The organism is Acinetobacter sp. ANC_7655 (assembly GCF_056784015.1).
Genome location: NZ_JBWYJB010000001.1, coordinates 598,445 through 624,237 on the forward strand (window position 1 = coordinate 598,445; position 25,793 = coordinate 624,237).

A 25,793-nucleotide genomic window follows, 5' to 3' on the forward strand; every position below is an offset into this window, starting at 1 on the left:
ATCTCCTTAAGCTATTTCTAAAGATCTTCTTGATCTGGGATATATCGCTGTGCATTGACTAAAGTGACTTCAGTCCCATAGCGCCATTTTTCTTCTTCCTCATCATTTCTGGTTTTCTGTTCTTCAGTCATCTCGACGACTTGATTGGTCTCACAAAACTGTATAAAAGCTTCACGAGGTAGCACCAGTTCGACAAACAGACTTGGATCGTGAATAGCGAAATCAAATTCAACAAATTTAGCATCACGGTCACCCGTCACCCGGATATATTTGGTGAGTTGTGGCATCCCTATTTGATTTGTCATGACTAAGAATCCTTCTTGCTGGACAAACTTCCTTCCACATACATATATCAATTAGTGTGCCAACTTTTTAAGATATTGATTTATATAATATTTATTGTATTTAATGACTTTTTTTGAATTTTGATTTCATCAAATGATGAACACAATTAAAAAAATATTTATCAAATGATGAAAGACTATTTTCAACTCTTTTTTTTTATAAATATCCATCTGGCATTTTCATGCACTTTATGTACAGTATGATGATATGTATAAATTTTGAGTTCGTTATTAGTACACAAGTAATGAAAAAGTGCTTCATAGGATATTGAGCACAGAATAAAATGAAGGACATTGCGCATGCAGCCATTTTTGAAGCCACAACAAGATATTCAGGACCTGATTGACCGGATTAAGTTCGATGCCGCTCATGGTCAGATTTGGTTTGAAGAAAATCGTATGTTGTTGCTACATACCGATATTTTTGGTTTTCTACGCAAAGACTTGCACGATATGCTGGGTTATGAGCCAGCCAAAAGGTTCTTTATTCGTTGTGGTTATCAGGCTGGTATGCGAGATGCCGAAGCCACTGCACAACTTCGTCCAGACCTCAATGAAACAGAGGCTTTTATGGCAGGACCACAAATGCATGGTATTCGTGGGATGGTACAGGTCGAAGTCAATACACTTCAGCTGAGCCATCGCAACCATGAGTTCTATGCCGACTTTAACTGGCGACATTCCTTTGAAGGTGAAGTTCACCTGAGCGAATTTGGTAAATCCGATGAACCTGCTTGCTGGCTACAACTTGGCTATGCTTGTGGATATAGCAGCTATGTCATGGGACAAACCATTATTTATCAGGAAACCCAATGTATTGCCCAAGGTCATGATCATTGTCGGATCATTGGTAAACCCTTAACTGAATGGGAAAATGCCGAAGAACTTGTACAATTTATGTCTCCTGACCCTATATCGGACGAAATCATTGCATTACGCGCTGAATTGAATCAGCTAAAGCACGATATTTATACTCGTGCCGAGGTCGACTACAGCATGTTTAATGCGGTCGGAGAATCTGCGGCTTACCGCAATGTCTGTGACCTCCTCAAAAAAGCGGCTGGCAGTAAAGTGGCCGTACTCCTGTCTGGGGAAACAGGTGTTGGTAAGGAGGCTTTTGCACGAGGTATTCACTATGCTAGTCCACGCAAAGATAAGCCTTTTATCGCAGTTAACTGTGCTTGTATCCCACATGACCTGATTGAAGCTGAGCTCTTTGGCGTAGAAAAGGGGGCTTTCACAGGAGCAGTCAGTCAACGAATAGGTAAATTTGAACGTGCCCATCAAGGTACGATTTTTCTGGATGAACTGGCTGAGTTATCCCCTCGTGCCCAAGCAGCCTTATTACGAATGCTGCAAGAAGGTGAATTTGAGCGTGTAGGCGATTATCAGACCCGAAAAGTCGATGTTAGAGTGGTAGCTGCTACCAATGAAGATCTAGAATTAGCTGTCAAAGAGGGTCGATTCCGTGCCGATCTGTATTTTCGCCTAAACATTTTTCCGGTACGTATTCCGCCATTACGCGAACGGCGGGAGGACATTCCCCTGCTGGTCAGTCATTTTCTTAAACGCTTTGAAAATATCTATGACAAAAAATTTAAAGGACTGAGTGACAAAGCCAAACATTTCTTTATAAATTACAATTGGCCAGGCAATATCCGTGAATTAGAGAATGTGCTGGAACGCGCAGCACTACTCACAGATGATCAACAAGAGATTAAACTACGTGATTTATTTCCCGATGTTGTAGCCGCTGAGACAAATAGCTCTCGGGAAACATTCCCTTCCAAATCATTTAATTCACAAAAAATTGCAGAACTATTTACTCCTGACTTTTCATTGGAGCATTACGAACAGCAGATTATTGTACAAGCCATGCAACAGAGTCAGAACAATGTCTCCGAAGCAGCACGTTTACTCGGCATTAGCCGGGCAACATTGGATTATCGCTTAAAGAAATATAGGGCCTTATCCTAAGGCTCTATATTTCATACCCAAACACCCTCAACTTATATTACTGCGTGCTTTTTTAACCGGTATTCCAGTGCACTTCGTGTCATATTCAAATAACGTGCAGCTTTCGACACGTTGCCGCGATACTTTTGCAAAGCTGTTTGTAAAATTGTGGCTTCGACATATTCAATATCTAGCTGTTCTGAATTGTGCATCAGATTTTCAATGAACTGATCCAGATCACTATGAGTAGCAATGCCTTTGATGCCATTCACTTTCTGCTTATGCTGGCTAACAAAGCTCTTAATTACATTATCTTCCAACATCAGGTCTTCTAAGTCCAATGGCGCATCATTGGACAATAGCACTGCCCGTTCCACAATATTTCGCAGTTCGCGGATATTCCCTGGCCACTCATAACTGTTGAAGAAAGCATAAACCCGGTCACTAAATCCGTTGAAGGTCTTCTCGTACTGCTTTTCAAAGAACCGAATATAATATTCCAGCAGTAAATGAATGTCTTCCCGACGCTCTTTCAATGATGGGATTAATACTGGATAAGTGGCAAGCCTGTGATATAAATCACTGCGGAAACGTCCTTCATCTACTGCTTTTTTCAGACTTTCATTACAAGCGACCACCACCCTGACATTGGTCTTGCGGGTCTTGGTATCCCCCACCCGTTCAAACTCTCTAGTTTGCAAAACACGAAGCAAAGACGCCTGCGCTTTAGGGGATAGCTCGATAATTTCGTCCAGGAAAATGGTGCCCCATCTGCCCGTTCAAATTTACCAAAGCGGTTTTCAGTCGCCCCGGTAAATGCGCCTTTATTACTACCAAACAATTCCGCTTCAATCAGTTGCTCTGGCACACAGGCACAGTTAATTGCGACAAATTCTTTATCTTTACGGGCACTATTCTGATGGATACCACGCGCAAATGCTTCTTTCCCAACCCCTGTGCTGCCTTGTAGCAATACCGTAATATCCGACTCTGCTGCCTTGAGCAATAATTGGCACACCTTGGCAAAGGTCTTGGATTTTCCTATGGCATCAAAGTAGCTGTTGGAAAATAATGGTTTCAATAAAATGTTCAGATTTCAATCCAAAATGACGGTCCTGCCCTTCATGGCTTTCAATCCGGCAACACTCATCTCCTTTGGCAACACAATGTGTTTCGACATAATGAAAGGGAGCATTTAAAAATTTTGAGGTATAACCACTGGAATAACCCGTCAACCACCAGCAGCAACAGTGTGTCGAGTAAGACCTGTTCTTAATTTGTGCATAGGCTTCATAGGAGTCATTCCATTTGAATATACCTTTAAACTTGTTTTGCTTGGGATTGAAATCCAGCGTCTCAATATCAACATTTACCATGCCACGGATCTTGGCCAGTTGAGGTCCGACCACAAAAGCTGACAACTGATCATCTGCGCGCAGTTTGAGCGCTCGCACAGCATCTTCACTACCAATTTCATAACCCCAGCGATAGATAACTTTTTTAGCTAGATCAATCCCATATTCATCAATTAAAAAATGCTTCAGTGTATACAAACTATTCGCATTAAAGAGAAGTGATCGATCTCCCTCGAACCAGATTTTACCGTCCTCACTTTCAAAAGAAATTTTACTAATAAAATCGCTAACCGATATATCCATATAATTTTTCATTGAGTATTACTCCATCCCTCAATTCATTTCAAATTTCCTGAACTGTTTGAATATATTATTATTTTTATAAATAAGCAGGCGTTTCTAGGTCAGTGTATAGATCGCCAATTTAGAAATACAGTGTCAAAGATGACAAAACTACAAAACACTACGTTTTGCTCCTTTGATTCATTCTTCAATCTCATCGAGCATATCAAGCACATATCGATAAGATTAATGCGCTTTGAATGTGAAAACCAGCCATTCACTGGCTGGTTTTGAATGGGAGTTATTTCTTTAAAAATCGAGCAATTTCCTCCCGAATCGTCTTGTGTTCAGGCACGACTGCAGATAGCCAGAAAATACCATGTACACCACCCCGAATACGCTTGATGGTGGTGGTTATACCTTGCTCGATTAAACGGAATCCATAATATTCCGCATCATCCCGCGATACTTCATATTCTGTGGTCACGATTAAAGTTTCTGGCGCAGCGGATAGATTGTCATACTGTAAAGGTGAATATTGAACAGACTGCCCATCTTGGATCTGATAATTTTTCCAGAACCAGTCCATATCCTGTTGCGATATTAGATAACCATTTTCATCATTTCTTGAGGCAGAATCCATCTCAGGCTGTATCACTGGATATATTAAGATCTGTTTGGCAATCTTCATATCCTGTGATACAGCCCATAACGCAGATGTCGTTGCAAGATTTCCTCCTGCACTGTCACCTATGACTGAGATTTGATTCTCGTCACCTCCATATTCTTGAATATGTTGAAACACCTACTCCAATCCCTGTCTGGCATCTTCATGTGCGGCTGGAAAAGGATGCTCAGGCGCCAAACGGTAATCCACTGACACCACAATATGCTGATTCATTTGCGCCAGCACATGGCAAGTTTCATCGGCTACAGCCAGCGAACCAGCGACAAAGCCACCTCCATGATAATACACCAGCACAGGGAGTTTTTTTCCTGCAAGTTCTGGCTGATAAATGCGCAGATAAGTTCCTGTGCGGTACTCAACATCGGTCGTCTTAGTTTTCACCTCGACCGGCTTTTGCATGTTTTGGAAAGATTCAACTACTGCACGCACTTCATCTACCTGACTTTGATGAAAAGGTTTCACCCCTGCTTCTTGGATCTGACCGAGTAGAGTTGCTATTTCTTGAGTAATTGGCATATGAATTCTCCTGACCGATCAAGACACGTGTTGAAGTAAAGTACTGTTAGGATCGACTGCTTTAAAATGAAAACCCTGATAACCTTTAGCAATCATCTCATCACAAATCGCACGATACTTCGGTGCTCCACCTAAATACACCAGGCAACGGCGTGGTTTTCCGGGAATATTGGCACCCATATACCAAGAATCCGTATTTGGCAGCAGACTTGCCTGAGCCAGCTCATTGGCATGATTCACCCATTCTTCTTCCGCTTGAGCATCTACATCAACTTCAAGAAGCTGATGATCAATCATGTGTTGGATAATGCCTGTCGCAAGGTCAACATGATCTTCAATCGCTAAAGGCATGTTATATAGCACCGAAGGACTTTGTGGACCTGTCACAAAAAATAAATTCGGGAACCCACTCACGGTATGACCCAAATAGGTACGTGGTCCTTCTTTCCATTTTTCAGTCAGTTTTTCATGGTTCTTGCCTTGCATCCCTAACGCAAATAATGGTCCAGTCATGGCATCAAAACCGGTCGCCAGAATCAAGACATCCACCTCATGCAACTGATCACCAACCACAACGCCATTCTCATCAATACGGGAAATTGGAGTTTGTTTAACGTCAATTAAATGCACATTGTCCTGGTTAAATACTTCGTAATATCCACTTTCCATGGGTGGTCTTTTAGTGCCATAGCAATAATCTCTCGGTGCCAACAAATCTGCTACTTCTGGCTTTTTCACACGCGCATGAATTTTTTGACGAATAAACTCGGATACAGTTTCATTGGCTTTCGGATCAAACAAGATATCCTGATAACTATCAATAAACAGACGGAAACCACCACGCTGGTAACGGTCTTCATAAACTTTTAAACGTTCTTCTTCGGAAACTGCCAGTGCTGAAGGCTGTACTTCGTTATAAGGTACCCCCAGGAAATGATTGCGGGCATTATGTCGGATTAATGTATATTTGGCCTTGTTCTCGAGATCTTCCTCTGCCTGAGTAGGCCCATTACCCAATGGAGTGGAGTAGTTTGGTGTACGCTGGAACACATATAACTCACCGACTTCTTTGGCAATTTCCGTAATGAGCTGGATACCCGTAGAACCGGTGCCAATTACACCAACACGTTTGCCTTTCAAGCTGATTGGTTGTTTTGGCCAGTTGCCGGTAATCAGTGTTGGACCTTTAAAGTTTTCTACACCTGGGAATTCCGGTTTTTTCGGCACGGACAATGTCCCTACACCAGAAATAAAGAAACGAGATTTAATGACTTCACCCTGATTGGTCGTTACTGTCCAATATTTTTCTTGTTCATTCCAGACCACAGACGTGACTTTGGTATTGAAGGTGATGTCCTTTCTCAGGTCAAAGCGATCTGCCACATGATTGAGATATCGTAGAATTTCTGGCTGGGCTGCAAATTTCTCACTCCAGGTCCATTCTTGCTGTAATTTTTCATCAAATGAATAGGAATAATGCACACTCTCAATATCACAACGTGCACCGGGATAATTATTCCAGTACCAAGTTCCACCGACATCCGGTGCACTTTCAAACACGCGTACTGGAACTTTCATCTGATCACGCAGTTTGAATAAGGCATAAAGTCCAGTAAACCCTGCACCAACGACCGTCACCAAGGTGTCCACACCTTTTGTTAAAATACTTAAATTATCCATGAAACGTCTCCAGTGTTCTTAAATTATCCTTATGCTTAAATGTCCTATCTAAGCCACCAGATACTTCGCAAGGAGCATGCCAAAATTTAACTATATGTTTTTTATAAAAATATTTTATTTTCTAAGTAAAAAAAATTCATGTTTTAACTAAATTAACTCTAATTCTCACATAAACATGAATTTATAAAGGAGTTGAGAATGAAGGGAGTTCATTCATGGCATCAAAGATACATTCCAGCAGTCAAAAAAAATCCTCCTTGATGGAGGATTTTTTATTTGAAAAATTTATTTCTGCTCGATGAACTCTTTGAAATCTGCTTTACGAATCATCGCATGGATGCCTTTGGTTTTATCTACAACTTGAGAAACTTCAAAATCAGTCGCAGCACTGAGATAAGCATATGCAATTTCTTCACTTATGCCATATTCATTCACTAAGAAATTAATTGCTTCACGCGTAGATTTGCGCATTGCTTCATCCAAATCTTCATCTAAACCAGGTGTAATCCAAAATTGATCGTTTTCACCTAATGGCTGAGAAAGTTGCTTACCTGGAATATGATCTTTACCCGCTTTTAACACACTAATTTTAAACGTTGCACGCGCTGAACCTTCTAAAGCAGTTAATGCAACTTCACCATCACCTTGAACAAAATGACTATCACCTGTGTAGAATAATGCACCTGGAACTTGAACAGGATAATAAGCGGTTGCCCCAGCAGTTAAATCATTAATATCAATATTTCCACCATAAAATGAGGGTGGAACTGAGTGAACAGGTTCGCTGGTATTTGGTGCAACACCCATTGTTCCCATAAACGGATTTAATGGAAAACGAATCGCTTTACCAGATTCTGTTTGAATCACCCCCTCCCATACACCCTCTTTATTTTGCGCAATGGGTGTAAATACTGAAACATTGCCATAAGCATCTGGATTTTCTGGCGAAGCATGATCATGTTTTTGTCGTTTAGGGAATTCAGGCAATGTACCTTTACCATGGCGGTTCGAAATAACACCATAAGGAACACGTGGTTCTATTTTCAATATTTCAACTTTAAGCACGTCTCCAGGCATTGCACCTTCAACGTAGATCGGACCAGTAATAATGTGTGGACCATCTTTATGGAAATCATGCTTTAAATTAGAGCGGGTGATCAATTTCGCTTCATCTAAAATATGCTCTTTTTTAACACCTTTAGATGTAAAGTATTTTTCAGCATCACGCCCTTGATCCTCTAATAAACCTTCATGTGACACTGTATCAAAAGTCACATGACTCCCCGATGGAACCGTTAAAACTGGCTTAGCATCTTTATTCGGTAGATAACCCCATTGAATAGTATTGAGTGTGCTTGGAATATAATAGTGTCCAGCATATTCCCCTTTTTTTAGTAAAGTTGGCTTGCTTTCAATCTGTTTTAAAATTTTAAAATTTTCAGCCGAACTAAAAGTCGAAAAACTTAATATTGATGTAGCAATCGAAATCGATAAAGCTAACTTTTTTAACATGCACTCAAATCCAACTATAAATTTCATGTGAATTTATTAAAGCAATCCCTATGCCAAACATGATTAAAATTCAATTAAATCTGCATTTTCATCTTAAAATATTTCGCCCAATCTACAGCTATTTTTGAAATCTTGTGCCATTGGTCTGTAAAAATGGAGTGCTAAACTTCAAGCCTTTCAAACATTGTATAAATCAGCGTTTCGCATTCTTTGTCAAGAATGTTGCAAAACACTGGACTATTTAAAGTAATGGAACACCTGTATGGCGAACAAATTTGAATTTCAAATCCGAGTGTATATTGAAGATACAGATGCAGGAGGCATTGTTTATCATGCCAATCATATTCGCTTTATGGAACGCGCACGTACAGAATGGTTACGCGCTTCAGGGATTTCACATTACTGGCATCAAAAAGATTACAACTTTGTCGTGCATAAATTAGCGCTTAAATATTCACGCCCAATATTAATGGATGACTTAATTACTGTTACAGCAAGTGTAGTTTCGTGTAAAGCAACGTCTTTTGTATTGCAACAAAATATTTATCGTGGTGAAATCATGCTAGCTTCAGGGGAAGTAGAATTGGCGTGTATTAGTGCTGAAATGAAACCGCTGAGAATTCCAAATGAAATCCGTGATCTAATCGAAAAAGAATTAGCCCACGCATAAAAATATGATTGGCACATGTAACTATGGCAACACAACTCGAATCTTCACTTCACGTCACAGATTTAATTCTTCAAGCGAGTCCAGTCGTACAACTGGTCATGCTGGTGTTGGTACTAGCTTCACTCTTTAGCTGGTACCTTATTGCCAAGTTACATATGACGTTTAAGAAAGCTCGCCAAGGTGATGATCATTTTCAGAAGATTTTTTGGTCTGGTGCAGAACTCAACACTTTATATAACAATGCACAAGTCAACTCTAAGCGTGAAGGCTTGGAAGATGTTTTTTATCTTGGTTTTGCAGAATTTCTCAAACTCAAAAAAACCAAAGCTGAAACAGCACAAGTCATTGATGGCACAGAGCGTATTCTTGGGGTGGGTTTAAGCCGAGATCAGAGCCGTATGGAACAAGGCCTCAGTGCACTTGCCAGTATTGGTTCAGTTGCGCCCTATGTTGGTTTATTTGGTACAGTTTGGGGCATTATGAATGCTTTTATCGGCTTAGCCCAAGTCGATCAAGTGACGCTAGCAACTGTCGCACCAGGTATCGCGGAAGCCCTCATTGCGACTGCTATTGGTTTATTTGCTGCGATTCCTGCAGTACTTGCATTCAACCACTATACGGCCAAAAGTGAAGAAATTTACTCAGATCGTTCCTTGTTTGCTGAAGAAATGGTGGCGCTTTTACAACGTCGTTCTGTGGGTTCTACACAGGAAGCTGAATAAATGGCCGTTCGTCGCTCAGGGCGTTTCCAACGCATCAAAAAGCCACTTAACAGTGACATGAATGTAGTTCCTTATATTGATGTCATGTTAGTACTTTTAGTGATTTTTATGGTGACCGCACCAATGATCACAAGTGGCATAAAAGTTGATTTACCTGAAGCAAACAGTGTACCGATTGAATCTAAGGATGCACCAGCTATGGTGACTTTAGATCAACAAGGACAATACTTTTTAGAATACAAGGGTAGCCAACCAAGTCCACTGAGCTTGCAGGAATTACAACAGACACTTCGTGATGCACAACAAATTGCTGAACGTGAGAATAAACAATTTAGTGTCGTCATCAATGGTCATAATACTCGACCTTACGGTGAGGTGATGACGCTCATGTCTAACTTACAAGATGCAGGGATCAATCAAGTTGGCTTGCTGACCAAACCGATTCAATAAGCTATGAAAGAATCTAACTCCCGCTTTTCAAAAGAAAAGAAAATTGCAATCGGATTCACTGTTGCGGTCCATGTGATTGCGATCACAGGCTTATTGTTTCTTGGATTGACTCAACCTCCTGAGCCAACTAAAACTGTTAAAACAGTTTTAGTGAAACCTGAGGATCTAGTACCACCTGAACCCACGCCATTGGTTGAATCTGATCATTCAGATACAGCGCACCAGAACGTTAAAGAAAATGTTCAACAGACCAATGAGCCGATTCAAAATACACCAGTGATTCCTGTTGCACCTGCTGTACCTCCTCCAGCTCAACCAAAAGTCGAAGAGCCAAAATCCGACCGTAAAGCTGAGCAAGCAGCTGCGGTTAAAGCTCAACAAGAAGCCGAACGTAAAGCAGCGGCTGAAGCACAACGTCAAGCGACTCAAGAAGCGAATCGTAAAGCTAAAGCTGAGGCCGATGCTAGAGCTAAACAAGAGGCCGCCCAAAAAGCCAAAGCAGCAGAGCAAAACGCAAAACAGGAACAACAACAAAAGGCGAAAGCTGATGCGGCTTTAAAAGCGAAACAAGAAGCTGATCGAAAAGCTAAAGCTGAGGCAACTCAAGCCAAAGCTAAGCAAGAAGCTGATCGAAAAGCTAAGGCGGAGGCCGATGCTAAAGCCAAACAAGAAGCCGACCGGAAAGCTAAAGCTGCTGCTGAAGCCAAAGCCAAACAAGATGCTGATCGTAAAGCTAAAGCGGAAGCAGATGCAAAAGCCAAACAGGATGCTGATCGTAAAGCTAAGGCTGCAGCTGATGCCAAAGCTAAACAAGAGGCTGATGCTAAAGCTCGTCAGGAAGCACAAAGAAAAGCAGACGCTGAAGCCAAAGAACGTGCCGAAGCTGAAGCTCGAGAATCTGCCGCTGAAAAAGCTAGACAAGAAGCAGCCAACAAAAAAGCTGAATCTAAACGCATCGCTTCTTCAGCAAAAAGAGACTTTGAGCAAAAAATTAAAGGTGCTTGGAGAATGCCAATAGGCTCTTCAGGTCAAAAAGCGACAGCACGCGTGACATTATCTGACAGTGGTTCTGTGACTTCAGTCATCGTCAATGCATCAGATCCAGATGTCAAAGCCAGTGTCGAACAGGCTGTTCGTGCAGCAGCACCATATCCGATGCCATCCGATCCTGATGCAAGGCGTGAAGCTCGTAGTTTCACTTCTTCATTCACCGTGAAATAATAAAAAACCTTTCGATTCGTCGAAAGGTTTTTTCATGAATTGCGGATAATTACACGCTTTATATAGATTCGGTACGGAGCTATATGCTAAAAAGCTAGAATATTCGAAAAATTAGTATCTTGAGTACGTGACCTCTCATGAAAATGATCTCAAAACATCTTCTCGGTTTAGCAATTTTGGCAGCATTTAGCCCTGCTCTCATTACGACCTCTTATGCACAGCTTCATCTTGAAATTGCTAAAGCACCTGAAGAAGCACCAAAAATTGCTATCGTGCCATTCGTAGGTGATCAACGCTTATACCCTGTTGTAGAGCAAGATTTAAACCGTTCAGGTCGCTTTACCAGTTCATCTAAAAATTTACCTGCAACAGCAACCATCAATCAAGCCAATGGTGCTGCTTGGCAATCTGCAGGCGTACCTTATGTTGTGAATGGTGAAGTTAAAACCAATCCTGATGGTTCACTGGCTGTTCATTACCAACTCTATGATGTCCAAAAACAACAATATTTGCTCAATGAACTATTAACTGTACCACCATCGCGCATTCGATCTGCAGCACATATGATCAGTGATGCGATTTACCAAGCATTAACAGGTATTCCTGGTGACTTTAGTGGTCGCATCGCTTATGTTTTGCGAAATCCTGCGACTCCTGATAATCGCTACACTTTACAAATCGCAGATACTGACGGCGAACAACCACGCACTGTATTGAGTTCGCGCGATCCAATTTTATCCCCTGCTTGGACACCTGATGGCAAAAAAATCGCTTATGTTTCATTCGAAACCAAACGTCCAGCGATCTATGTTCAAGATTTAGCGACTGGACAACGTGAAAAATTAGCTGGCTTCCGTGGCTTAAACGGTGCGCCAAGTTTTTCCCCAGATGGTAAAAGCATGTTGTTCACTGCTTCAATGCATGACAACCCTGAAATTTATCAAATGGATTTAAATACGCGCCAAGTGAAGCGTATGACAAATAATACAGCAATTGATACAGAAGCTCGCTATACCCCAGATGGTAAAGGTTTTATCTTTACCTCAGACCGTGGTGGTTCAGCACAGATCTACCATTACACGTTTGCTGATGGTTCAACAAAACGTTTAACTTTCCGCGGAGCATTCAACGCACGTGGCAGTTTAAGTGCCGATGGTAAATATGTTGCTTTAGTACATCGTCCTTCTGGTAGCAACTATAAGGTAGCAATTCAAGAAATCTCAACTGGAATCACGAACATTTTAACGCCAACCAGTTTAGATGAATCACCAAGCTTTTCACCAAATGGTCAAATGGTCGTGTATGCGACACGTGAAGGCAGCCGCGGATTGTTATCGATTATGTCTACAGATGGTCGCTTCCGCATGAATTTACCTAGCGAACAAGGTGAAGTTCGTGAACCTGCTTGGGCACCTAAATAATCGAATTTAATCTTTCAAGGAGATGAACATGAACGCGATTAAAACGTTTGCTCTTCCACTCATTGCTGTAAGTTTAGTAATGACGGGTTGCGCAAGCCGTAAACCAGCAACTACAGATACCACTACGATGACACCACCATCAACGTCAACGTCTGTGAATACGACTGGTCTCAGTGAAGATGCAGCATTAAATGCTCAAAACTTAACGGGTGCTTCTGCTAAAGGGGTAACTGAAGCCAATAAAGCTTTCTTGGCTAAACGTGTTGTTCACTTTGATTATGACAGCAGTGAGCTATCTACTGAGGACTATCAAACCCTCCAAGCACATGCACAATTTTTATTGGCAAATGCAAACTCTAAAATCGCATTAACTGGTCATACCGATGAACGTGGAACGCGTGAATATAATATGGCTTTGGGTGAGCGACGCGCCAAAGCAGTTGAAAGTTATTTGGTTACAAATGGTGTAAATCCAAACCAACTCGAAGCTGTGAGTTATGGTAAAGAAATGCCAATTAATACAGGTAACAATGAAGCTGCATGGAAAGAAAACCGTCGTGTAGAACTCAATTATGAAGCAGTGCCACCACTTCTTCGCTAATGAATGCAAAAAAAAGCGCTCAATTCGAGCGCTTTTTTTATATCAGGTTTAAGACCTTTGCGAGTCTGGCATGGGCACTTGCATAGACTCAATCATGTCATGCTTATTAAACTCTTTATATTCAGGTTTAGCCTCGTACTGTTTCCATGCTTCCTTGGAACTCTCTGAACTAATTTCGTTTAAGTCGATTGCCTCACCTGGCGTTGGAGTTGCTTCAAACTTTTGAATGCTCATTTTAAAGCTCCTTTTAAAATCATCCTCCTATCAACATACCATGTTCTAAAACTCTGGCAAGTGCAAAATCACCACAAATAACGCAGGATAATTTCTATTTTGCACTGAACTCATCTAAAATAGCCCAAGATCCAAATTTTATTCTTTTAAAGCTTTTAGGAGCGTCCTTGTAATGTCATACCTCACCTTGTCACAATATCTTGCACAACAACAAGGAAATCTAACGCCTGAACTCTCTAATGTGATTGAAACAATTGCTGAAACGTGTAAAACCATCGATTCAGCATTGCAAAAGGGTGCCTTAGCGGGTGTGTTAGGTAGTGCTGGTAATGAAAACGTACAAGGTGAAGCGCAAAAAAAGTTAGATGTTATTTCAAATGACTATTTAATTGATGCGCTAAAAAACAACGAAAATGTAGGCGGTTTAGCTTCTGAAGAACTCGATGAGTTTACCCCAGCACAAGAGAACGGTAAGTATTTAGTTTTATTCGATCCACTAGATGGCTCAAGTAATATCGATATCAATATGTGTGTTGGCACCATCTTCTCTATCTTGCCTGCCAAAAATTCAGTGACACAAGCAGAAGATTTCCTTCAAGCAGGCACTGAACAAGTCGCAGCTGGTTATGTGTTATATGGCCCATCAACTATGATGGCATTAACCGTTGGTGCAGGTACTGTTTTCTTTACATTTGATCCAGAGTCAAAAACATTCCTGTTGACGACTGAAAATATCCAAGTGGATGCCGATACAAAAGAATACGCCATTAATGCTTCAAACCAACGTCATTGGGAAGAACCTGTTCAACGCTATATTGGTGAGCTACAAGCGGGTAAAACATCTGTACGTGAAAAAGATTTTAACATGCGTTGGGTTGCCTGCATGGTGGGTGATATCCACCGTATTCTTTGCCGTAGTGGGATCTTCTTATATCCTTACGATACCAAAGATCCTAAAAAAGCTGGTCGTTTACGTCTTATGTATGAAGCAAATCCAATGAGTATGCTCATGGAACAAGCAGGCGGTGCTTCGACAACAGGTCGCGTGCGTATTATGGAAATCCAACCGACTGAACTTCACCAACGTGTACCAGTCGTCATTGGTTCAAAAAATGAAGTTGAGCTTGTTACTGCTTATCATCAATAATTTACAATTGAGAGCCTATTGATTTAGGCTCTCATGGAAGTCAAACTGAATGGCCATCATCTTTTTAGAATCTAAAGACAACCCGAAAATTAAACATTTACGTGGTTTAATTGATCAAAATAGTTACCGTAAAAAGCAAGGCCAAACTGTTCTAGAAGGCACACATTTGTGCTTAGCTTGGTTAGAAAAAAATCGTAAATTGAATTCGATTTTTACCACTGAAAAAGCAATGGAACACGCCGATTTTGACGAAATCGCACAACACTATACAGGTTCAGTGTTTGTTATTAGTGAATCACTCTATAAAGACATTAGCACGCTAGGAACCACCTTAGCATGTTTAGCGATTGTAGATTTACCAACTCAACGTGATGCTCTAGATTATACTCAAGACACTTTAATTCTTGAAAATGTTCAAGATCCAGGCAATGTGGGTACATTACTTCGTTCAGCTGCGGCTGCAGGTATTGAACAAATTGTTTGCACCAAAGGTTCAGCATCTTTGTGGTCTCCTCGCGTATTACGAGCAGGAATGGGTGCGCACTTTTCATTAAAAACCTATGAAAACGTTGCGCTTGAAGATGTGCTGTCTCAATTCAAAATTCCCGTGTATGTCACGAGCTCACATGAATCAGAAAGTTTATATGCAAAAGACTTAACTCAAGCTTGCGTATGGGTACTGGGCAATGAAGGTCAAGGCGTTTCGGAATATGCCCTAGCGCATGCTTCAGCAATTACCATTCCCCAACCGGGTGGTCAAGAATCATTAAACGTTGCAGTTGCCGGATCGATTTGTTTCTTTGAAATGGTACGCCAACGGATATGATTCGTTAAAATATATTAACGAAGTCACTGAAAATAAAAAAATCTATTAAACTGCTAAAAAATAGTTGCTTAGATTGTCAACCTACCATTATGTTTTGACGTTATATAAGTAACGATTAGAAAATAATGGTGGGTACCCAATGACGGGATTTTCCATCTCTATGGATTTAGCACCAAAAAAAGTCAAGCCTGAAGATTCGAGTGTTCTTTTGAATACGGCAGAACAACGTCTTAAATATTTTATGCAAGACGTCACTGGGCGTGCATTGGTGATGATGGAAAGTGCAACTCAAGGACACAATGGCATTGCCATGGATTTAGTCCAAGAAGCTTTTATATCCTTGCATAAATCATATGCTGATAAATCCACTGCAGAGTGGTATCCCCTTTTCTATACCATTTTAAATAACAAACTTCAGGATTGGCGTCGTAAAGAATCTCGACGGGCTTTTCCATTCTCGTTATTTAAAAAAAATAACCACGATGAAGATGATGACGAAACCATCAATATTGTGGATGAATCAACACCTAATCCGCTGCAATTTCTTGCACAAGAGATGGCTGTTGAGGAGATTCAAAATGCAATTTCTAAGTTACCTGTTCGCCAACAACAAGCATTTATGTTGAGAGCATGGGAAGGGTTTGATACACAAACCACAGCCGAAATCATGAATTGTTCAGAAGGCAGTGTAAAGACCCATTACCATCGAGCTATACAGGGCTTAAGATCTGCTTTGTCTCACTTAAACCCAAATGACGGGGGATCATCGGATGAATCATGATGAATTTACGAAACAAGTGACTGAAAAATTGAATGTACTGGCATCACAACATCGCAATAAAGCGGTCGTGATGGAGCATGTACTTGATGAGATTAAAGACAAACCCTTATTTTCTCAGTTCATGACTTGGAAAGTTACTGGTTTTGCATTAGCAGCCGCAATCACAGGATTCGTGGTACTTCCTAATGCGTTTGATTTGGAAGAAGCTCCAAGCCCACAACAAGTGATTGTCACCCCTAAACTTTCTCCGCAAATGATGGAAGATCTAGAAATGTTATCTGTTTTTGGTGAGGATAAATCAGCTCATGGCAGCTAAAGGCTTAGCAATTGCACTCTGCACATTAGGTTTTTTACAAACCAGTTTTGCAGGCTATGAACGTTTTTGGATCTTCTCGAAAGACAATAATTCTGAACTTAATGAATCTTGGGAATCGCTTTCTGAAGATGAACAAAAAGCATTGATTAAACGCTATCAAAATTTGAAAGAAATTCCTGAAGAGCAAAGTGTTGTTCTACAACAAAGAATGGATTGGTTTACTAAACTGCCTGAACAAGAAAAGATACAAATGCGCGAAACTTGGCAACAGATGAGCTCAAGTGAACGAAATGATTTGCGTAAAAAAATGATGAACGCGACGACTGCCGAGCAGCGCAAAGAAATACGCGAAACTTATTTAAATAAATATATGCAACAAACCACCATGAAATAATAAAACTTTAAAGCCTCCACAAGAGGCTTTATTTTTTAGTTAAAGATATATACCCTCACGTTCAGGCTGATAGAGCACTTTATCAATTTTCACTTTCATTGTTTGCCCATCAGGCTGAGGCCATTCAATTTCTTGTCCTTCAGCCAAACCTAGGATTGCTGCACCAATAGGTGCAATCACATTAACCTGCCCCTTTTCACCTTTAAAGTCATGGGGATATACCAGCACAATCTCTGTAGATTCAGTGGACGGTGCAACCGTTATCAGTACTCTAGCATTCATCGTCACTACATTGGCAGGGATATCTTTAGGCTGTACGACTTCAGCACGAGCCAACTCATTTTCTAAATGCTCCATCGTTGGAGTAACCTGCTTCTGATGTTCCAACATGGTTTCTAAACGATTTAAATCCTGTTCAGAAATAATAATATTTGGATGGCTCATTTTCTGCTCCAATTCAAATGTATAACGACAATTGAATAATTAATAGATACATCAGTTATATCAGAACTATCTAAAAATGACAGATTTGACATTCCAACATTCAATAAAAAAGCCCCCTTGAGGGGGCTTTTCTCAAGTCGAAGATTATTTTGCGTAAACTGGGAATTTAGCGCATACAGTCTCAACTTTAGCTTTCACAGCGTTGATGACAGTTTCATCACCTTTAGAATCCAAGATATCCGCGATCCAACCTGCAAGTTCACGTACTTCTGCTTCACCGAAACCACGAGTTGTTACAGCTGGAGTACCGATACGGATACCAGAAGTTACGAATGGAGAACGTGGATCATTTGGTACAGAGTTTTTGTTCACAGTGATGTGAGCCGCACCTAACCACGCATCAGCATCTTTACCTGTAATGTCTTGTTTGATAAGAGATAACAAGAACAAGTGGTTTTTAGTTCCGCCTGAAACAACATCATAACCGCGTTCGATTAACACTTCAGCCATTGCTTGTGCGTTTTTTACAACTTGTTGTTGATATGCTTTGTATTCAGGAGCCATTGCTTCTTTGAAGCAGATTGCTTTAGCCGCTACAGCATGAACTAAAGGACCACCTTGATTACCTGGGAATACAGCAGATTGAAGTTTTTTCTCAATTTCTTCATTTGCTTTTGCAAGGATTAAACCTGAACGTGGACCACGAAGTGTTTTGTGAGTCGTCGTTGTAGTTACGTCAGCAATTTGAACTGGGCTTGGATAAACACCAGCAGCAACAAGACCAGCAACGTGAGCCATATCTACAAATAGATAAGCGCCTACTTTGTCCGCGATTTCACGGAAACGCTGCCAATCAACGATTTGGCTATAAGCAGAGAAACCTGCAACAATCATACGTGGCTTGTGTTCTACAGCTAAACGTTCTACTTCTTCGTAATCGATTTCACCTGTTTCTGGATTTAAACCGTATTGGATCGCATTATATGTTTTACCAGAGAAGCTAACTTTAGCACCGTGAGTCAAATGACCACCGTGAGCTAAGCTCATACCTAAAACAGTATCGCCTGGGTTAAGAAGCGCTAGATAAACTGCAGAGTTTGCTTGAGAACCAGCATGAGGCTGAACGTTCGCGTAATCAGCACCAAAGAGTTCTTTAGCACGGTCAATTGCCAATTGTTCAATCACGTCTACATATTCACAACCGCCATAGTAGCGTTTGCCTGGGTAGCCTTCTGCATATTTGTTAGTGAGTTTTGAACCTTGAGCTTCCATTACTGCTGGAGAGCAATAGTTTTCTGAAGCGATTAACTCAATATGAGCTTCCTGACGAGCATCTTCACTCGTAATAGCTTGAGCTAATTCTGGATCAAAGTCAGCAATAGAGATATTGGCAAACATTAGCGAGGTCCTATTAATGTAGGGCTTTTAAGCCGTGCTAAGATTGGCGCGTATTGTAACATGAACTTGTTAAGTTTCGAGAATGAAGTTTAAACAGTTTGCAATTAAATTTGATTAATTCTTGTGTGTTCACTCTATTACTATTAAAAACAAATATCTGAATTATGACTATTCTTTTTAAATTTATTCATTTTTAAAAATTATTTTTAACAACCTACAGTCTAAACTTGCAGCGTCAATATCATAGAAAACAAAATTTCTTTAAATGAGCACTTTATCTAAATAATTCCCATAATTTGTTCAATTCAGCATAATTTATACAATTTATTGACTTTATTACTGTGAGCTCAGATTTGAAAATGTTAAATTAATTACATCTTTATCATTAACTTGGACATTTGCATGCAAGCCATTATCTTGGATACTGAAACCCATACATTAAACGGTTTGCCCATAGAAATTGCATATGCTCCTATCCAGATTGAACAAGGCAAATTAAGTCTTGATCGCGAAAAAATCTTTGACCAACTATATAGCATTGGTGACGAAAAAATTTCCTATGCTGCAATGGCGGTTCATCATATTCTTGAAAGCGATTTAGTAGATCAACCCAACTTCAGAACCTTCGAGTTACCTCAAGAAACGACGTATATTATTGGTCATAATATTGATTATGATATTCGAGCTATTCAGCAATGCGGCGTTGAAACAAGTCATATTAAAGCCATCTGTACACTCGCTCTTTCTCGACTAGTTTGGCCTCATGCAGAAGCACACAACATTTCTGCTTTAATTTATATGATTAGTAAAGGCAGTAGCAAAGCTAGAGAGATGTTAAAAGGTGCCCATCGAGCTGACGCAGATATTATTTTGACGGCAAATATCTTAATGCACATTATTCATCATTTGGGTATTCAAGACATTGAAGAACTCTATGAAGTATCTGAAGATGCACGTATTCCTCGTACAATTAACTTCGGTAAACATCGTGGGACAGCCATTGTAGATCTTCCAAGTGATTATGTTTCATGGTTACTAAGACAAGAAGACTTGGATCCCTATTTGAAAAAAGCCTTAGAAAAAACTTTAATTGATACGCTTTAAGCAATATTTCATGACTCTCACTTTGAACCTAAACCTCAAAGTGAGAAATTAACTATTTTTTTAATACTTTTAAACGATTAAACTAAAATTTACACCAATAATTAAAATAATATAATCACATGATAATTAAATATTTTTTATTATTTTTATTCATTCAACACTGCCCACCTCATCCGCTATTAGACTAAGGCGAAGTAGAACATCTTTGTCATAAATATATTAATACGATCATACAACAACGGTATAAATAGGTGCCTTATGTCTAAACTCAGCCAAATTCTAGAATTTGATCCTTTAGATAATCCTATGTATCTTAAAAAAGTCGGAAATTGGGTTCTCACCTTCTTGCATGCCCATGACCAGGTGGAGAAAATCCAGCTCGCCATTACCAATGTTATTCCGCGTCAAGCAGATGGCTCATTGCAGCCTCGACGTATTATCATTGAGCAAGCTGATCAAGAACATCAATGGCAAATCAATCACATAGAATGTTTTGATAGCCTTGAAAATAAAGAAGTCCTGCTCAATGCTTCAGAACAAACGGGTGGATCGATCATTCAAGACCTGCTCAGTGAATTTCGAAAATATGATGTTGAAGTCATGTTTAAAGCATAATTCCGATATGAAAAAGCCCGCTTTACGCGGGCTTTATGTTGGAAGGCTAGTGTTAGATTTATTGTTCAACTGAACTCAACTAACTGTCATTGATCCGTCCAACTCGTCAGTAGCGTTGAATATTTACAACCTACTGTGATTTTTAATTTAATACTTTCAATATGTGATGTGAAGTAACTTTAACACTTTTCAACAACTGTATAAAAAAAATACAATTGAATTTTTTTATTTATAGATAAGAATAAGTTTCGCGAATATGAACAAAGTTTTAATTCAAAATAGTCGCCCCAAATGGGTCGACTTTTAATTCTAATTTTAAGCTCAGAATTAAGCCAAATGACGTGAACGATTATTTGAATGATTTACACCAAAACGTCCAGCAAAAATCGTCACAATCAATCCAATCAATAAACCAATGAATGACCATAAAGCAGCTTTTGCAGCAGCTTTAGTCGCATTAGCTGCTTTTTCACGAGCTTAATCTTTTAGTTCAGCATATTTTAATTTAGCAGATTGAATATTCGCCTCTAAATCATTAAAGAATTTATCCTGCTGTATAAGGAAATTATTGACAGCTTGATTCGCTTCTTGCGGAATTAGAGATGAATTTTTCGCTAAAGCAGCACTGACTTCATTCTTATTAATAGAAGCAGTCACAGATTGTGCACGAGTTTTTAATTGTTCTGATAACGTTTGAATAATAGCATCACTGTTATCTGGATGAATCACCAACTCTTTTGCAGTAACCTTAATTTGCTCCTTTGCCCACTCACCCTGCGCTTTTAAGAATTCGGGTTGCAGTTCCTCGATCCCAGTTTTGCGTAATACTTCTGACATCTTTTCATCACTATTTTCAAGCTTTGGTAAAGGAACTAATTCCTCAAAAGCTTGAACTCCGATCTGAGTTAAATTAACGCCACCTTGACCAATTCCTGATGCTACACTACCCGCAGCACTACTGACTGAACTAATCGCACTACCAGTAATTTTTGCCGCGCCGCTAATGGTCATTGCACCAAACCAGATACCTAACAGCAATGAAAGTGACCACACAATAAAGCCATGGATTGCACCATCAGCTTGAGCCAAGTGACCTGCAACAAATCCACCAATAGCCAACGATACTAACAATGAAATAATTGTCCATACGCTTACTGCTATCCATGAGCCATTTGTAATATCAGTGGTAGAGTGGATCTAGGAGCGCAAATCCTAATGCAACGCCTAGTAATGAGAGTAAAATTGAAATGCTAAGACAACAATAACGCCAGCGAAAATACTCGCCCACGAAATTCGATTTTGGATCAAAACTTTTTCTTCGTACATTGTTGTGCCGCTTATTTGAATTATTCACAATTTATGTGATTTATACGACAATACCGAAATTTAAATTTAAAATAAGCCATGTGAATTTTATGTGACAAATTTTGCATTTTTATGTTTATTTTGAGACTAGATATATTATTATTTTTCAATATTGGTGCATCTCACGATTCAATCGACTCAGATTAACAATTCAGATTACGCACTAAATTTTGATAAAATTTACTAAAAATATTTTAATTGACGGACTATGTTTTGTTTGAAAGACATAAAAGAAATGGTGCGCTCAGCGGGACTCGAACCCACGCCACAGGCTTCGGAGACCTGTACTCTATCCAGTTGAGCTATGAGCGCATTTTAGGAAGTGCGCACATCATAACAAAAAAAACTCTAAGGTAAAGCAACTATATATCTTTCCAATTTTTAGTGCTCATGCTTTATACAGCGTTTCATCATCAAAACAGAGAATTCTGATTACAAAGCTTGGTTTATTTTTCAAGATCACTCACAATATCTCAACTTTTCACCATTCGAGATATTCATGACTGATGCATTGACCTTAAGGGATTTGTCGAAGACCTATCGAAATGGTTTTCAAGCACTAAAAGGAATTAATTTAGATGTTCCAGAAGGTGAATTTTATGCACTTCTAGGCCCTAATGGTGCAGGTAAATCAACCACTATTGGCATCATCAGCTCTCTTACAAAAAAAACTGCAGGCACTGTCGAGATTTTTGGTCATAACCTCGATACACATCCTTCACAAGCTAAACAATGCTTGGGTGTAGTCCCCCAAGAATTTAACTTTGCGCAATTTGAGAAGACTTTCGATATTTTAGTCACGCAAGCAGGTTATTACGGCATTCCAAAAAAAGTTGCTGAAGCTCGTGCAGAGGAGTACCTGACCAAATTAGGTTTATGGGAAAAACGCTCTACTCAAGCCCGTATGCTATCTGGGGGAATGAAACGCCGCCTCATGATTGCCCGAGCAATGATGCATGACCCAAAACTGTTAATTCTAGATGAACCAACTGCTGGCGTTGATATTGAACTACGTCGCTCGATGTGGGACTTCTTAACAGAAATGAATCAGAAAGGTACATCTATCATTCTCACAACACATTATTTAGAAGAAGCAGAAGTACTGTGTCGCAAAATTGCAATTATTGATCGTGGCGTCATTAAAGAAGACACCACCATGAAGAATTTCTTAAATCAATTAAATGAAGAATCTTTCATTTTTGACTTGGCTGAACCTATAGAACCGATTCAACTTGACATTATTGGTGTGAAATTTAATTTGGTTGATCCGCTGACTCTAGAAATTACGCTTGATAAAGCACACAGCTTGAATGATCTTTTCCAACTTCTAGAATCACAAAATATTCAAGTTCGAAGTATGCGTAATAAATCAAATCGTTTAGAAGAGTTATTCGTCAAAATGGTCGAAAAGAATCTTGATGGAGCTGCGCAATGAATTTTAACCAACTCGCTGTAGCTTTATATACGATTATCCATAAGGAAATTCGTAGATTTATGCGCATTTGGCCACAAACATTGTTACCACCAGCAATTACCATGTCACTGTATTTTGTGATTTTTGGAAATCTAGTCGGTTCAAGAATTGGGGAAATGGGTGGCTTTACCTACATGCAGTTCATTGTACCTGGTCTAATTATGATGGCTGTCATTACTAATAGTTATGCCAACGTTTCATCAAGCTTTTTTAGTTCTAAATTTCAAAAAAGTATTGAAGAACTGATCATGAGTCCAGTGCCTTTACATGCCATACTTTGGGGTTATGTGCTTGGCGGTGTTGCTCGAGGCTTATTGGTTGCTATCATTGTGACTGCGATGAGTTTATTTTTTACTGACTTATATATTACCAACTGGTTCGTCACAATTTATACCGTCCTGATTACGTCACTACTGTTTGCATTAGGTGGATTTATTAATGCGGTCTATGCAAAGTCATTTGATGATATTTCGATTATTCCCACTTTTGTTTTAACTCCGTTGACCTATTTAGGTGGGGTGTTCTATGCAATTTCTGCATTAAGTCCATTTTGGCAAAATCTATCTTTGATTAACCCTGTCGTATATATGGTCAATGCATTCCGTTATGGAATTCTTGGCCATAGCGATGTAAATGTATCTATTTCTTTATTAGTAATCACAGCGTGTTGCGCCGTGCTATATGCGGTCGCTTATCACTTACTCTCCCGTGGTTCAGGAATGCGTGAATAATGAGCGTTGAACAATCTCTTTTAGGCAAAGACACCAACTATCCAACTGAATATCAACCTGAGGTGCTATTTCCAATTGCTCGCGCAGAAGCACGAGCGAAGTACGCACATGTAGACGGTATTAAACAAGGAATAGATTGGTGGCATATTTTTGAAATTTCTTGGTTGAATCTGTCAGGGATTCCTCAAGTTGCGATTGGTCGAATGCATCTTCCTGCTTCATCACCTTATCTCATCGAGTCAAAATCTCTTAAGCTATATTTCAATAGTCTGAATTTTGCTCAATTTGAATCTCAAAATCAGTTTATTGAGACAGTCGAGCGTGATCTTGCTAAAGCTGCTAATGCAGAAGTCAGACTTGAATTATTCGATGTTGATCAGTTGAATATTGCCCAGCCTGAAGGAATATGCATCGACCATTATGAGCCTGAACGTCTTGAAAACCACCCTGATGCGAGCTTACTCAAACTCGATGCAGCGTCTTCCGAAGAAATCGTTGAAATTCAATTATATTCGCATTTGTTAAGAAGTAACTGCCCAGTCACAGGACAGCCTGATTGGGGCACAGTTTTTTTAAGATATCGTGGCAAAAAACCTTGTTATCGTTCAATTTTAGCTTATATTATCTCCTATCGTCAGCATAATGGCTTTCACGAACAATGCGTTGAACAAATCTACGCAGACATTTGGGAAAACTTTAATCCTGAAAAGTTGATGGTATATGCGACTTATACACGCCGTGGTGGTTTAGACATTAACCCTTGTCGTGTATCGGACTTTGCATGGATGCCAAGCCCAATTCGATTGGCGCGACAATAAATTGAAGAATAGTTGAGGTTATACGATGTCATATTTTGGTTTTATTCCATCTGAATCTTTGTTAAAGAATATTCAAACTGGAATTGAGAAAAAAAATTCAAACGAACCACTTTACCCTTTGCGTGATCAAACTGCACTCGCTATTAATGATGAAATTATCGATGCAATTTTAGTTGAACTTGTACGTCGTTTCCCTGCAAGTGACAAACGAGAAACAGCTGAAAAACTTGCTGGTTATATTAAATCAACAGTATCGGTACTACTTAAACAGTTATTGGGTAAAGCACCAAATGACGTCGTGAGACAATCGATTGAATTCTCTGAAAAGAGTTTATTCAAAGATCCAGAGGGTAATTATCGTGTCGGTGCTCCATTACCCGCTGATTTAGTAACAAACTTAAAAAATAGCTTTGCAGAAGTACGTGCAGGCAATGATGTCAATCGTGCAGTTCTGTCTGAACAATACAAACAATTCGGTGAAGCTGCAGTTCGTCACTTTATGAATGATTTTAATAAGACCCTAGATTTGGGTATGATTAAACGTAAGGCGTCTGATATCGCTTCTTCAGCGGTTATCAAAGCTGTTCATATTGCTATTGATAAGCTCATTCCTAACTTCACTAAAGAAGAATTGTTAGCTGCAGCTGAATATCATGACACGCTATTTATTCAGGAATAAATCAGATTAATCAAAAACCTAGCTAAAGCTAGGTTTTTTTATGTTTTAA

At 39.7% G+C, this 25,793-nt stretch carries 27 protein-coding genes, 1 tRNA gene and 2 pseudogenes; 18 read left to right on the forward strand and 12 right to left on the reverse strand.

Going from position 1 to position 25,793, the window contains the following annotated elements; all coding sequences use genetic code 11:
- Positions 1-17: 17 nt before the first annotated feature.
- Entirely contained in the window at positions 18-305 is a 288-nt protein-coding gene (locus tag AC1M9N_RS03020; protein WP_481588464.1) for a phenol hydroxylase subunit, read from the reverse strand.
- A 339-nt stretch (positions 306-644) separates the two neighbouring features.
- On the opposite strand from AC1M9N_RS03020, the gene mobR reads away from it, so the two are divergent.
- The gene (mobR, locus tag AC1M9N_RS03025) at positions 645-2,321 is read left to right on the forward strand and encodes a phenol degradation transcriptional regulator MobR (protein ID WP_481611687.1); all 1,677 of its coding nucleotides are present in this window, start codon (positions 645-647) and stop codon (positions 2,319-2,321) included.
- A 32-nt stretch (positions 2,322-2,353) separates the two neighbouring features.
- Here the strand turns inward: mobR and AC1M9N_RS03030 are convergent, their stop codons facing one another.
- From AC1M9N_RS03030 to AC1M9N_RS03055, 6 genes and pseudogenes are all read right to left on the reverse strand, one after another.
- Positions 2,354-2,623: a helix-turn-helix domain-containing protein gene (locus tag AC1M9N_RS03030; protein ID WP_481954304.1), complete on the reverse strand. Its 270-nt coding sequence runs from the start codon at positions 2,621-2,623 to the stop codon at positions 2,354-2,356.
- A 54-nt stretch (positions 2,624-2,677) separates the two neighbouring features.
- A pseudogene (locus AC1M9N_RS03035) lies at positions 2,678-3,318 on the reverse strand (sigma 54-interacting transcriptional regulator); the annotation flags it as partial.
- Between the two features lie 31 nt (positions 3,319-3,349).
- Positions 3,350-3,970 (reverse strand): XylR N-terminal domain-containing protein, encoded by a 621-nt coding sequence (locus AC1M9N_RS03040; RefSeq protein ID WP_481954250.1) that lies wholly within the window; start codon positions 3,968-3,970, stop codon positions 3,350-3,352.
- A gap of 268 nt (positions 3,971-4,238) precedes the next feature.
- Positions 4,239-5,141: pseudogene (locus AC1M9N_RS03045) on the reverse strand (alpha/beta hydrolase).
- A gap of 18 nt (positions 5,142-5,159) precedes the next feature.
- Positions 5,160-6,821: a flavin-containing monooxygenase gene (locus tag AC1M9N_RS03050; RefSeq protein ID WP_481954251.1), complete on the reverse strand. Its 1,662-nt coding sequence runs from the start codon at positions 6,819-6,821 to the stop codon at positions 5,160-5,162.
- 285 nt (positions 6,822-7,106) lie between these two features.
- Positions 7,107-8,333, reverse strand: coding sequence for an acetamidase/formamidase family protein (locus tag AC1M9N_RS03055; RefSeq protein WP_481954252.1), 1,227 nt, complete (start codon positions 8,331-8,333; stop codon positions 7,107-7,109).
- 262 nt (positions 8,334-8,595) lie between these two features.
- On the opposite strand from AC1M9N_RS03055, the gene ybgC reads away from it, so the two are divergent.
- The 6 genes from ybgC to pal all read left to right on the forward strand — a co-directional run bounded on the left by ybgC (position 8,596) and on the right by pal (position 13,418).
- Positions 8,596-9,003: a tol-pal system-associated acyl-CoA thioesterase gene (gene ybgC / locus AC1M9N_RS03060; protein ID WP_035265725.1), complete on the forward strand. Its 408-nt coding sequence runs from the start codon at positions 8,596-8,598 to the stop codon at positions 9,001-9,003.
- A gap of 23 nt (positions 9,004-9,026) precedes the next feature.
- Positions 9,027-9,725 carry a protein TolQ gene (tolQ, locus tag AC1M9N_RS03065; protein ID WP_179998400.1) on the forward strand — a complete coding sequence of 233 codons (699 nt, stop codon included), beginning with the start codon at positions 9,027-9,029 and terminating at the stop codon, positions 9,723-9,725.
- Positions 9,726-10,175, forward strand: a complete 450-nt coding sequence (gene tolR, locus AC1M9N_RS03070) for a protein TolR (RefSeq protein WP_481589753.1) — start codon at positions 9,726-9,728, stop codon at positions 10,173-10,175.
- Positions 10,176-10,178: 3 nt separating this feature from the next.
- Positions 10,179-11,396 (forward strand): cell envelope integrity protein TolA, encoded by a 1,218-nt coding sequence (gene tolA, locus AC1M9N_RS03075; protein WP_481954253.1) that lies wholly within the window; start codon positions 10,179-10,181, stop codon positions 11,394-11,396.
- 137 nt (positions 11,397-11,533) lie between these two features.
- Entirely contained in the window at positions 11,534-12,817 is a 1,284-nt protein-coding gene (gene tolB / locus AC1M9N_RS03080; protein ID WP_179998402.1) for a Tol-Pal system beta propeller repeat protein TolB, read from the forward strand.
- A 28-nt stretch (positions 12,818-12,845) separates the two neighbouring features.
- Complete coding sequence (gene pal, locus AC1M9N_RS03085) at positions 12,846-13,418, forward strand: peptidoglycan-associated lipoprotein Pal (RefSeq protein WP_035265718.1); 573 nt, start codon at positions 12,846-12,848, stop codon at positions 13,416-13,418.
- A gap of 48 nt (positions 13,419-13,466) precedes the next feature.
- Here pal and AC1M9N_RS03090 read toward each other — a convergent pair whose 3' ends face one another.
- On the reverse strand, positions 13,467-13,652 hold the full coding sequence (locus AC1M9N_RS03090) for an NF038105 family protein (RefSeq protein WP_035265716.1): 186 nt from the start codon (positions 13,650-13,652) through the stop codon (positions 13,467-13,469).
- A gap of 172 nt (positions 13,653-13,824) precedes the next feature.
- Here AC1M9N_RS03090 and AC1M9N_RS03095 point away from each other — a divergent pair, with 172 nt between their 5' ends.
- The 5 genes from AC1M9N_RS03095 (at position 13,825) to AC1M9N_RS03115 (ending at position 17,116) form a co-directional block, all read left to right on the forward strand.
- Positions 13,825-14,799, forward strand: a complete 975-nt coding sequence (locus tag AC1M9N_RS03095; protein WP_180027536.1) for a class 1 fructose-bisphosphatase — start codon at positions 13,825-13,827, stop codon at positions 14,797-14,799.
- Positions 14,800-14,848: 49 nt separating this feature from the next.
- Positions 14,849-15,625 carry a TrmH family RNA methyltransferase gene (locus tag AC1M9N_RS03100; RefSeq protein ID WP_035265712.1) on the forward strand — a complete coding sequence of 259 codons (777 nt, stop codon included), beginning with the start codon at positions 14,849-14,851 and terminating at the stop codon, positions 15,623-15,625.
- A gap of 160 nt (positions 15,626-15,785) precedes the next feature.
- Complete coding sequence (locus AC1M9N_RS03105) at positions 15,786-16,406, forward strand: RNA polymerase sigma factor (protein WP_171260669.1); 621 nt, start codon at positions 15,786-15,788, stop codon at positions 16,404-16,406.
- A complete protein-coding gene (locus AC1M9N_RS03110; RefSeq protein ID WP_035265708.1) occupies positions 16,396-16,722 on the forward strand; it encodes a hypothetical protein in 327 nt (108 codons plus the stop codon). The genes AC1M9N_RS03105 and AC1M9N_RS03110 overlap by 11 nt, the downstream gene beginning before the upstream one ends.
- Positions 16,712-17,116: a DUF3106 domain-containing protein gene (locus AC1M9N_RS03115; RefSeq protein WP_481588469.1), complete on the forward strand. Its 405-nt coding sequence runs from the start codon at positions 16,712-16,714 to the stop codon at positions 17,114-17,116. The genes AC1M9N_RS03110 and AC1M9N_RS03115 overlap by 11 nt, the downstream gene beginning before the upstream one ends.
- Before the next feature lie 39 nt (positions 17,117-17,155).
- Here the strand turns inward: AC1M9N_RS03115 and rnk are convergent, their stop codons facing one another.
- Complete coding sequence (rnk, locus tag AC1M9N_RS03120; RefSeq protein ID WP_481588470.1) at positions 17,156-17,560, reverse strand: nucleoside diphosphate kinase regulator; 405 nt, start codon at positions 17,558-17,560, stop codon at positions 17,156-17,158.
- Positions 17,561-17,704: 144 nt separating this feature from the next.
- Positions 17,705-18,958, reverse strand: coding sequence for a serine hydroxymethyltransferase (glyA, locus tag AC1M9N_RS03125; RefSeq protein ID WP_035265704.1), 1,254 nt, complete (start codon positions 18,956-18,958; stop codon positions 17,705-17,707).
- Between the two features lie 402 nt (positions 18,959-19,360).
- Between glyA and AC1M9N_RS03130 the strand changes: the two genes are divergently transcribed.
- Entirely contained in the window at positions 19,361-20,062 is a 702-nt protein-coding gene (locus tag AC1M9N_RS03130) for a putative quorum-sensing-regulated virulence factor (RefSeq protein ID WP_481954254.1), read from the forward strand.
- Positions 20,063-20,320: 258 nt separating this feature from the next.
- Positions 20,321-20,677 carry a hypothetical protein gene (locus AC1M9N_RS03135; RefSeq protein WP_481592887.1) on the forward strand — a complete coding sequence of 119 codons (357 nt, stop codon included), beginning with the start codon at positions 20,321-20,323 and terminating at the stop codon, positions 20,675-20,677.
- 477 nt (positions 20,678-21,154) lie between these two features.
- Here AC1M9N_RS03135 and AC1M9N_RS03140 read toward each other — a convergent pair whose 3' ends face one another.
- Complete coding sequence (locus AC1M9N_RS03140) at positions 21,155-21,808, reverse strand: hypothetical protein (RefSeq protein ID WP_481951718.1); 654 nt, start codon at positions 21,806-21,808, stop codon at positions 21,155-21,157.
- A gap of 470 nt (positions 21,809-22,278) precedes the next feature.
- Positions 22,279-22,354 (reverse strand) — tRNA-Arg (locus AC1M9N_RS03145).
- Positions 22,355-22,541: 187 nt separating this feature from the next.
- On the opposite strand from AC1M9N_RS03145, the gene AC1M9N_RS03150 reads away from it, so the two are divergent.
- The 4 genes from AC1M9N_RS03150 to AC1M9N_RS03165 are packed head-to-tail and all read left to right on the forward strand — an operon-like array spanning position 22,542 to position 25,744.
- Positions 22,542-23,477, forward strand: a complete 936-nt coding sequence (locus AC1M9N_RS03150) for an ABC transporter ATP-binding protein (RefSeq protein ID WP_481951719.1) — start codon at positions 22,542-22,544, stop codon at positions 23,475-23,477.
- Positions 23,474-24,247: an ABC transporter permease gene (locus tag AC1M9N_RS03155; RefSeq protein ID WP_481951720.1), complete on the forward strand. Its 774-nt coding sequence runs from the start codon at positions 23,474-23,476 to the stop codon at positions 24,245-24,247. The genes AC1M9N_RS03150 and AC1M9N_RS03155 overlap by 4 nt, the downstream gene beginning before the upstream one ends.
- Positions 24,247-25,065, forward strand: coding sequence for an NADPH-dependent 7-cyano-7-deazaguanine reductase QueF (gene queF, locus AC1M9N_RS03160; RefSeq protein WP_481951721.1), 819 nt, complete (start codon positions 24,247-24,249; stop codon positions 25,063-25,065). The genes AC1M9N_RS03155 and queF overlap by 1 nt, the downstream gene beginning before the upstream one ends.
- Before the next feature lie 25 nt (positions 25,066-25,090).
- On the forward strand, positions 25,091-25,744 hold the full coding sequence (locus AC1M9N_RS03165) for a hypothetical protein (RefSeq protein ID WP_035265692.1): 654 nt from the start codon (positions 25,091-25,093) through the stop codon (positions 25,742-25,744).
- The last annotated feature ends 49 nt before the right edge of the window (positions 25,745-25,793 follow it).

Excerpts from the sequence above, each read along its gene's own strand:
- AC1M9N_RS03020 (WP_481588464.1), bottom strand. The coding sequence starts at position 305 with ATGACAAATCAAATAGGGATGCCACAACTCACCAAATATATCCGGGTG.
- mobR (WP_481611687.1), top strand. The coding sequence starts at position 645 with ATGCAGCCATTTTTGAAGCCACAACAAGATATTCAGGACCTGATTGAC.
- AC1M9N_RS03030 (WP_481954304.1), bottom strand. The coding sequence starts at position 2,623 with ATGTTGGAAGATAATGTAATTAAGAGCTTTGTTAGCCAGCATAAGCAG.
- AC1M9N_RS03040 (WP_481954250.1), bottom strand. The coding sequence starts at position 3,970 with ATGAAAAATTATATGGATATATCGGTTAGCGATTTTATTAGTAAAATT.
- AC1M9N_RS03050 (WP_481954251.1), bottom strand. The coding sequence starts at position 6,821 with ATGGATAATTTAAGTATTTTAACAAAAGGTGTGGACACCTTGGTGACG.
- AC1M9N_RS03055 (WP_481954252.1), bottom strand. The coding sequence starts at position 8,333 with ATGTTAAAAAAGTTAGCTTTATCGATTTCGATTGCTACATCAATATTA.
- ybgC (WP_035265725.1), top strand. The coding sequence starts at position 8,596 with ATGGCGAACAAATTTGAATTTCAAATCCGAGTGTATATTGAAGATACA.
- tolQ (WP_179998400.1), top strand. The coding sequence starts at position 9,027 with ATGGCAACACAACTCGAATCTTCACTTCACGTCACAGATTTAATTCTT.
- tolR (WP_481589753.1), top strand. The coding sequence starts at position 9,726 with ATGGCCGTTCGTCGCTCAGGGCGTTTCCAACGCATCAAAAAGCCACTT.
- tolA (WP_481954253.1), top strand. The coding sequence starts at position 10,179 with ATGAAAGAATCTAACTCCCGCTTTTCAAAAGAAAAGAAAATTGCAATC.
- tolB (WP_179998402.1), top strand. The coding sequence starts at position 11,534 with ATGAAAATGATCTCAAAACATCTTCTCGGTTTAGCAATTTTGGCAGCA.
- pal (WP_035265718.1), top strand. The coding sequence starts at position 12,846 with ATGAACGCGATTAAAACGTTTGCTCTTCCACTCATTGCTGTAAGTTTA.
- AC1M9N_RS03090 (WP_035265716.1), bottom strand. The coding sequence starts at position 13,652 with ATGAGCATTCAAAAGTTTGAAGCAACTCCAACGCCAGGTGAGGCAATC.
- AC1M9N_RS03095 (WP_180027536.1), top strand. The coding sequence starts at position 13,825 with ATGTCATACCTCACCTTGTCACAATATCTTGCACAACAACAAGGAAAT.
- AC1M9N_RS03100 (WP_035265712.1), top strand. The coding sequence starts at position 14,849 with ATGGCCATCATCTTTTTAGAATCTAAAGACAACCCGAAAATTAAACAT.
- AC1M9N_RS03105 (WP_171260669.1), top strand. The coding sequence starts at position 15,786 with ATGGATTTAGCACCAAAAAAAGTCAAGCCTGAAGATTCGAGTGTTCTT.
- AC1M9N_RS03110 (WP_035265708.1), top strand. The coding sequence starts at position 16,396 with ATGAATCATGATGAATTTACGAAACAAGTGACTGAAAAATTGAATGTA.
- AC1M9N_RS03115 (WP_481588469.1), top strand. The coding sequence starts at position 16,712 with ATGGCAGCTAAAGGCTTAGCAATTGCACTCTGCACATTAGGTTTTTTA.
- rnk (WP_481588470.1), bottom strand. The coding sequence starts at position 17,560 with ATGAGCCATCCAAATATTATTATTTCTGAACAGGATTTAAATCGTTTA.
- glyA (WP_035265704.1), bottom strand. The coding sequence starts at position 18,958 with ATGTTTGCCAATATCTCTATTGCTGACTTTGATCCAGAATTAGCTCAA.
- AC1M9N_RS03130 (WP_481954254.1), top strand. The coding sequence starts at position 19,361 with ATGCAAGCCATTATCTTGGATACTGAAACCCATACATTAAACGGTTTG.
- AC1M9N_RS03135 (WP_481592887.1), top strand. The coding sequence starts at position 20,321 with ATGTCTAAACTCAGCCAAATTCTAGAATTTGATCCTTTAGATAATCCT.
- AC1M9N_RS03150 (WP_481951719.1), top strand. The coding sequence starts at position 22,542 with ATGACTGATGCATTGACCTTAAGGGATTTGTCGAAGACCTATCGAAAT.
- AC1M9N_RS03155 (WP_481951720.1), top strand. The coding sequence starts at position 23,474 with ATGAATTTTAACCAACTCGCTGTAGCTTTATATACGATTATCCATAAG.
- queF (WP_481951721.1), top strand. The coding sequence starts at position 24,247 with ATGAGCGTTGAACAATCTCTTTTAGGCAAAGACACCAACTATCCAACT.
- AC1M9N_RS03165 (WP_035265692.1), top strand. The coding sequence starts at position 25,091 with ATGTCATATTTTGGTTTTATTCCATCTGAATCTTTGTTAAAGAATATT.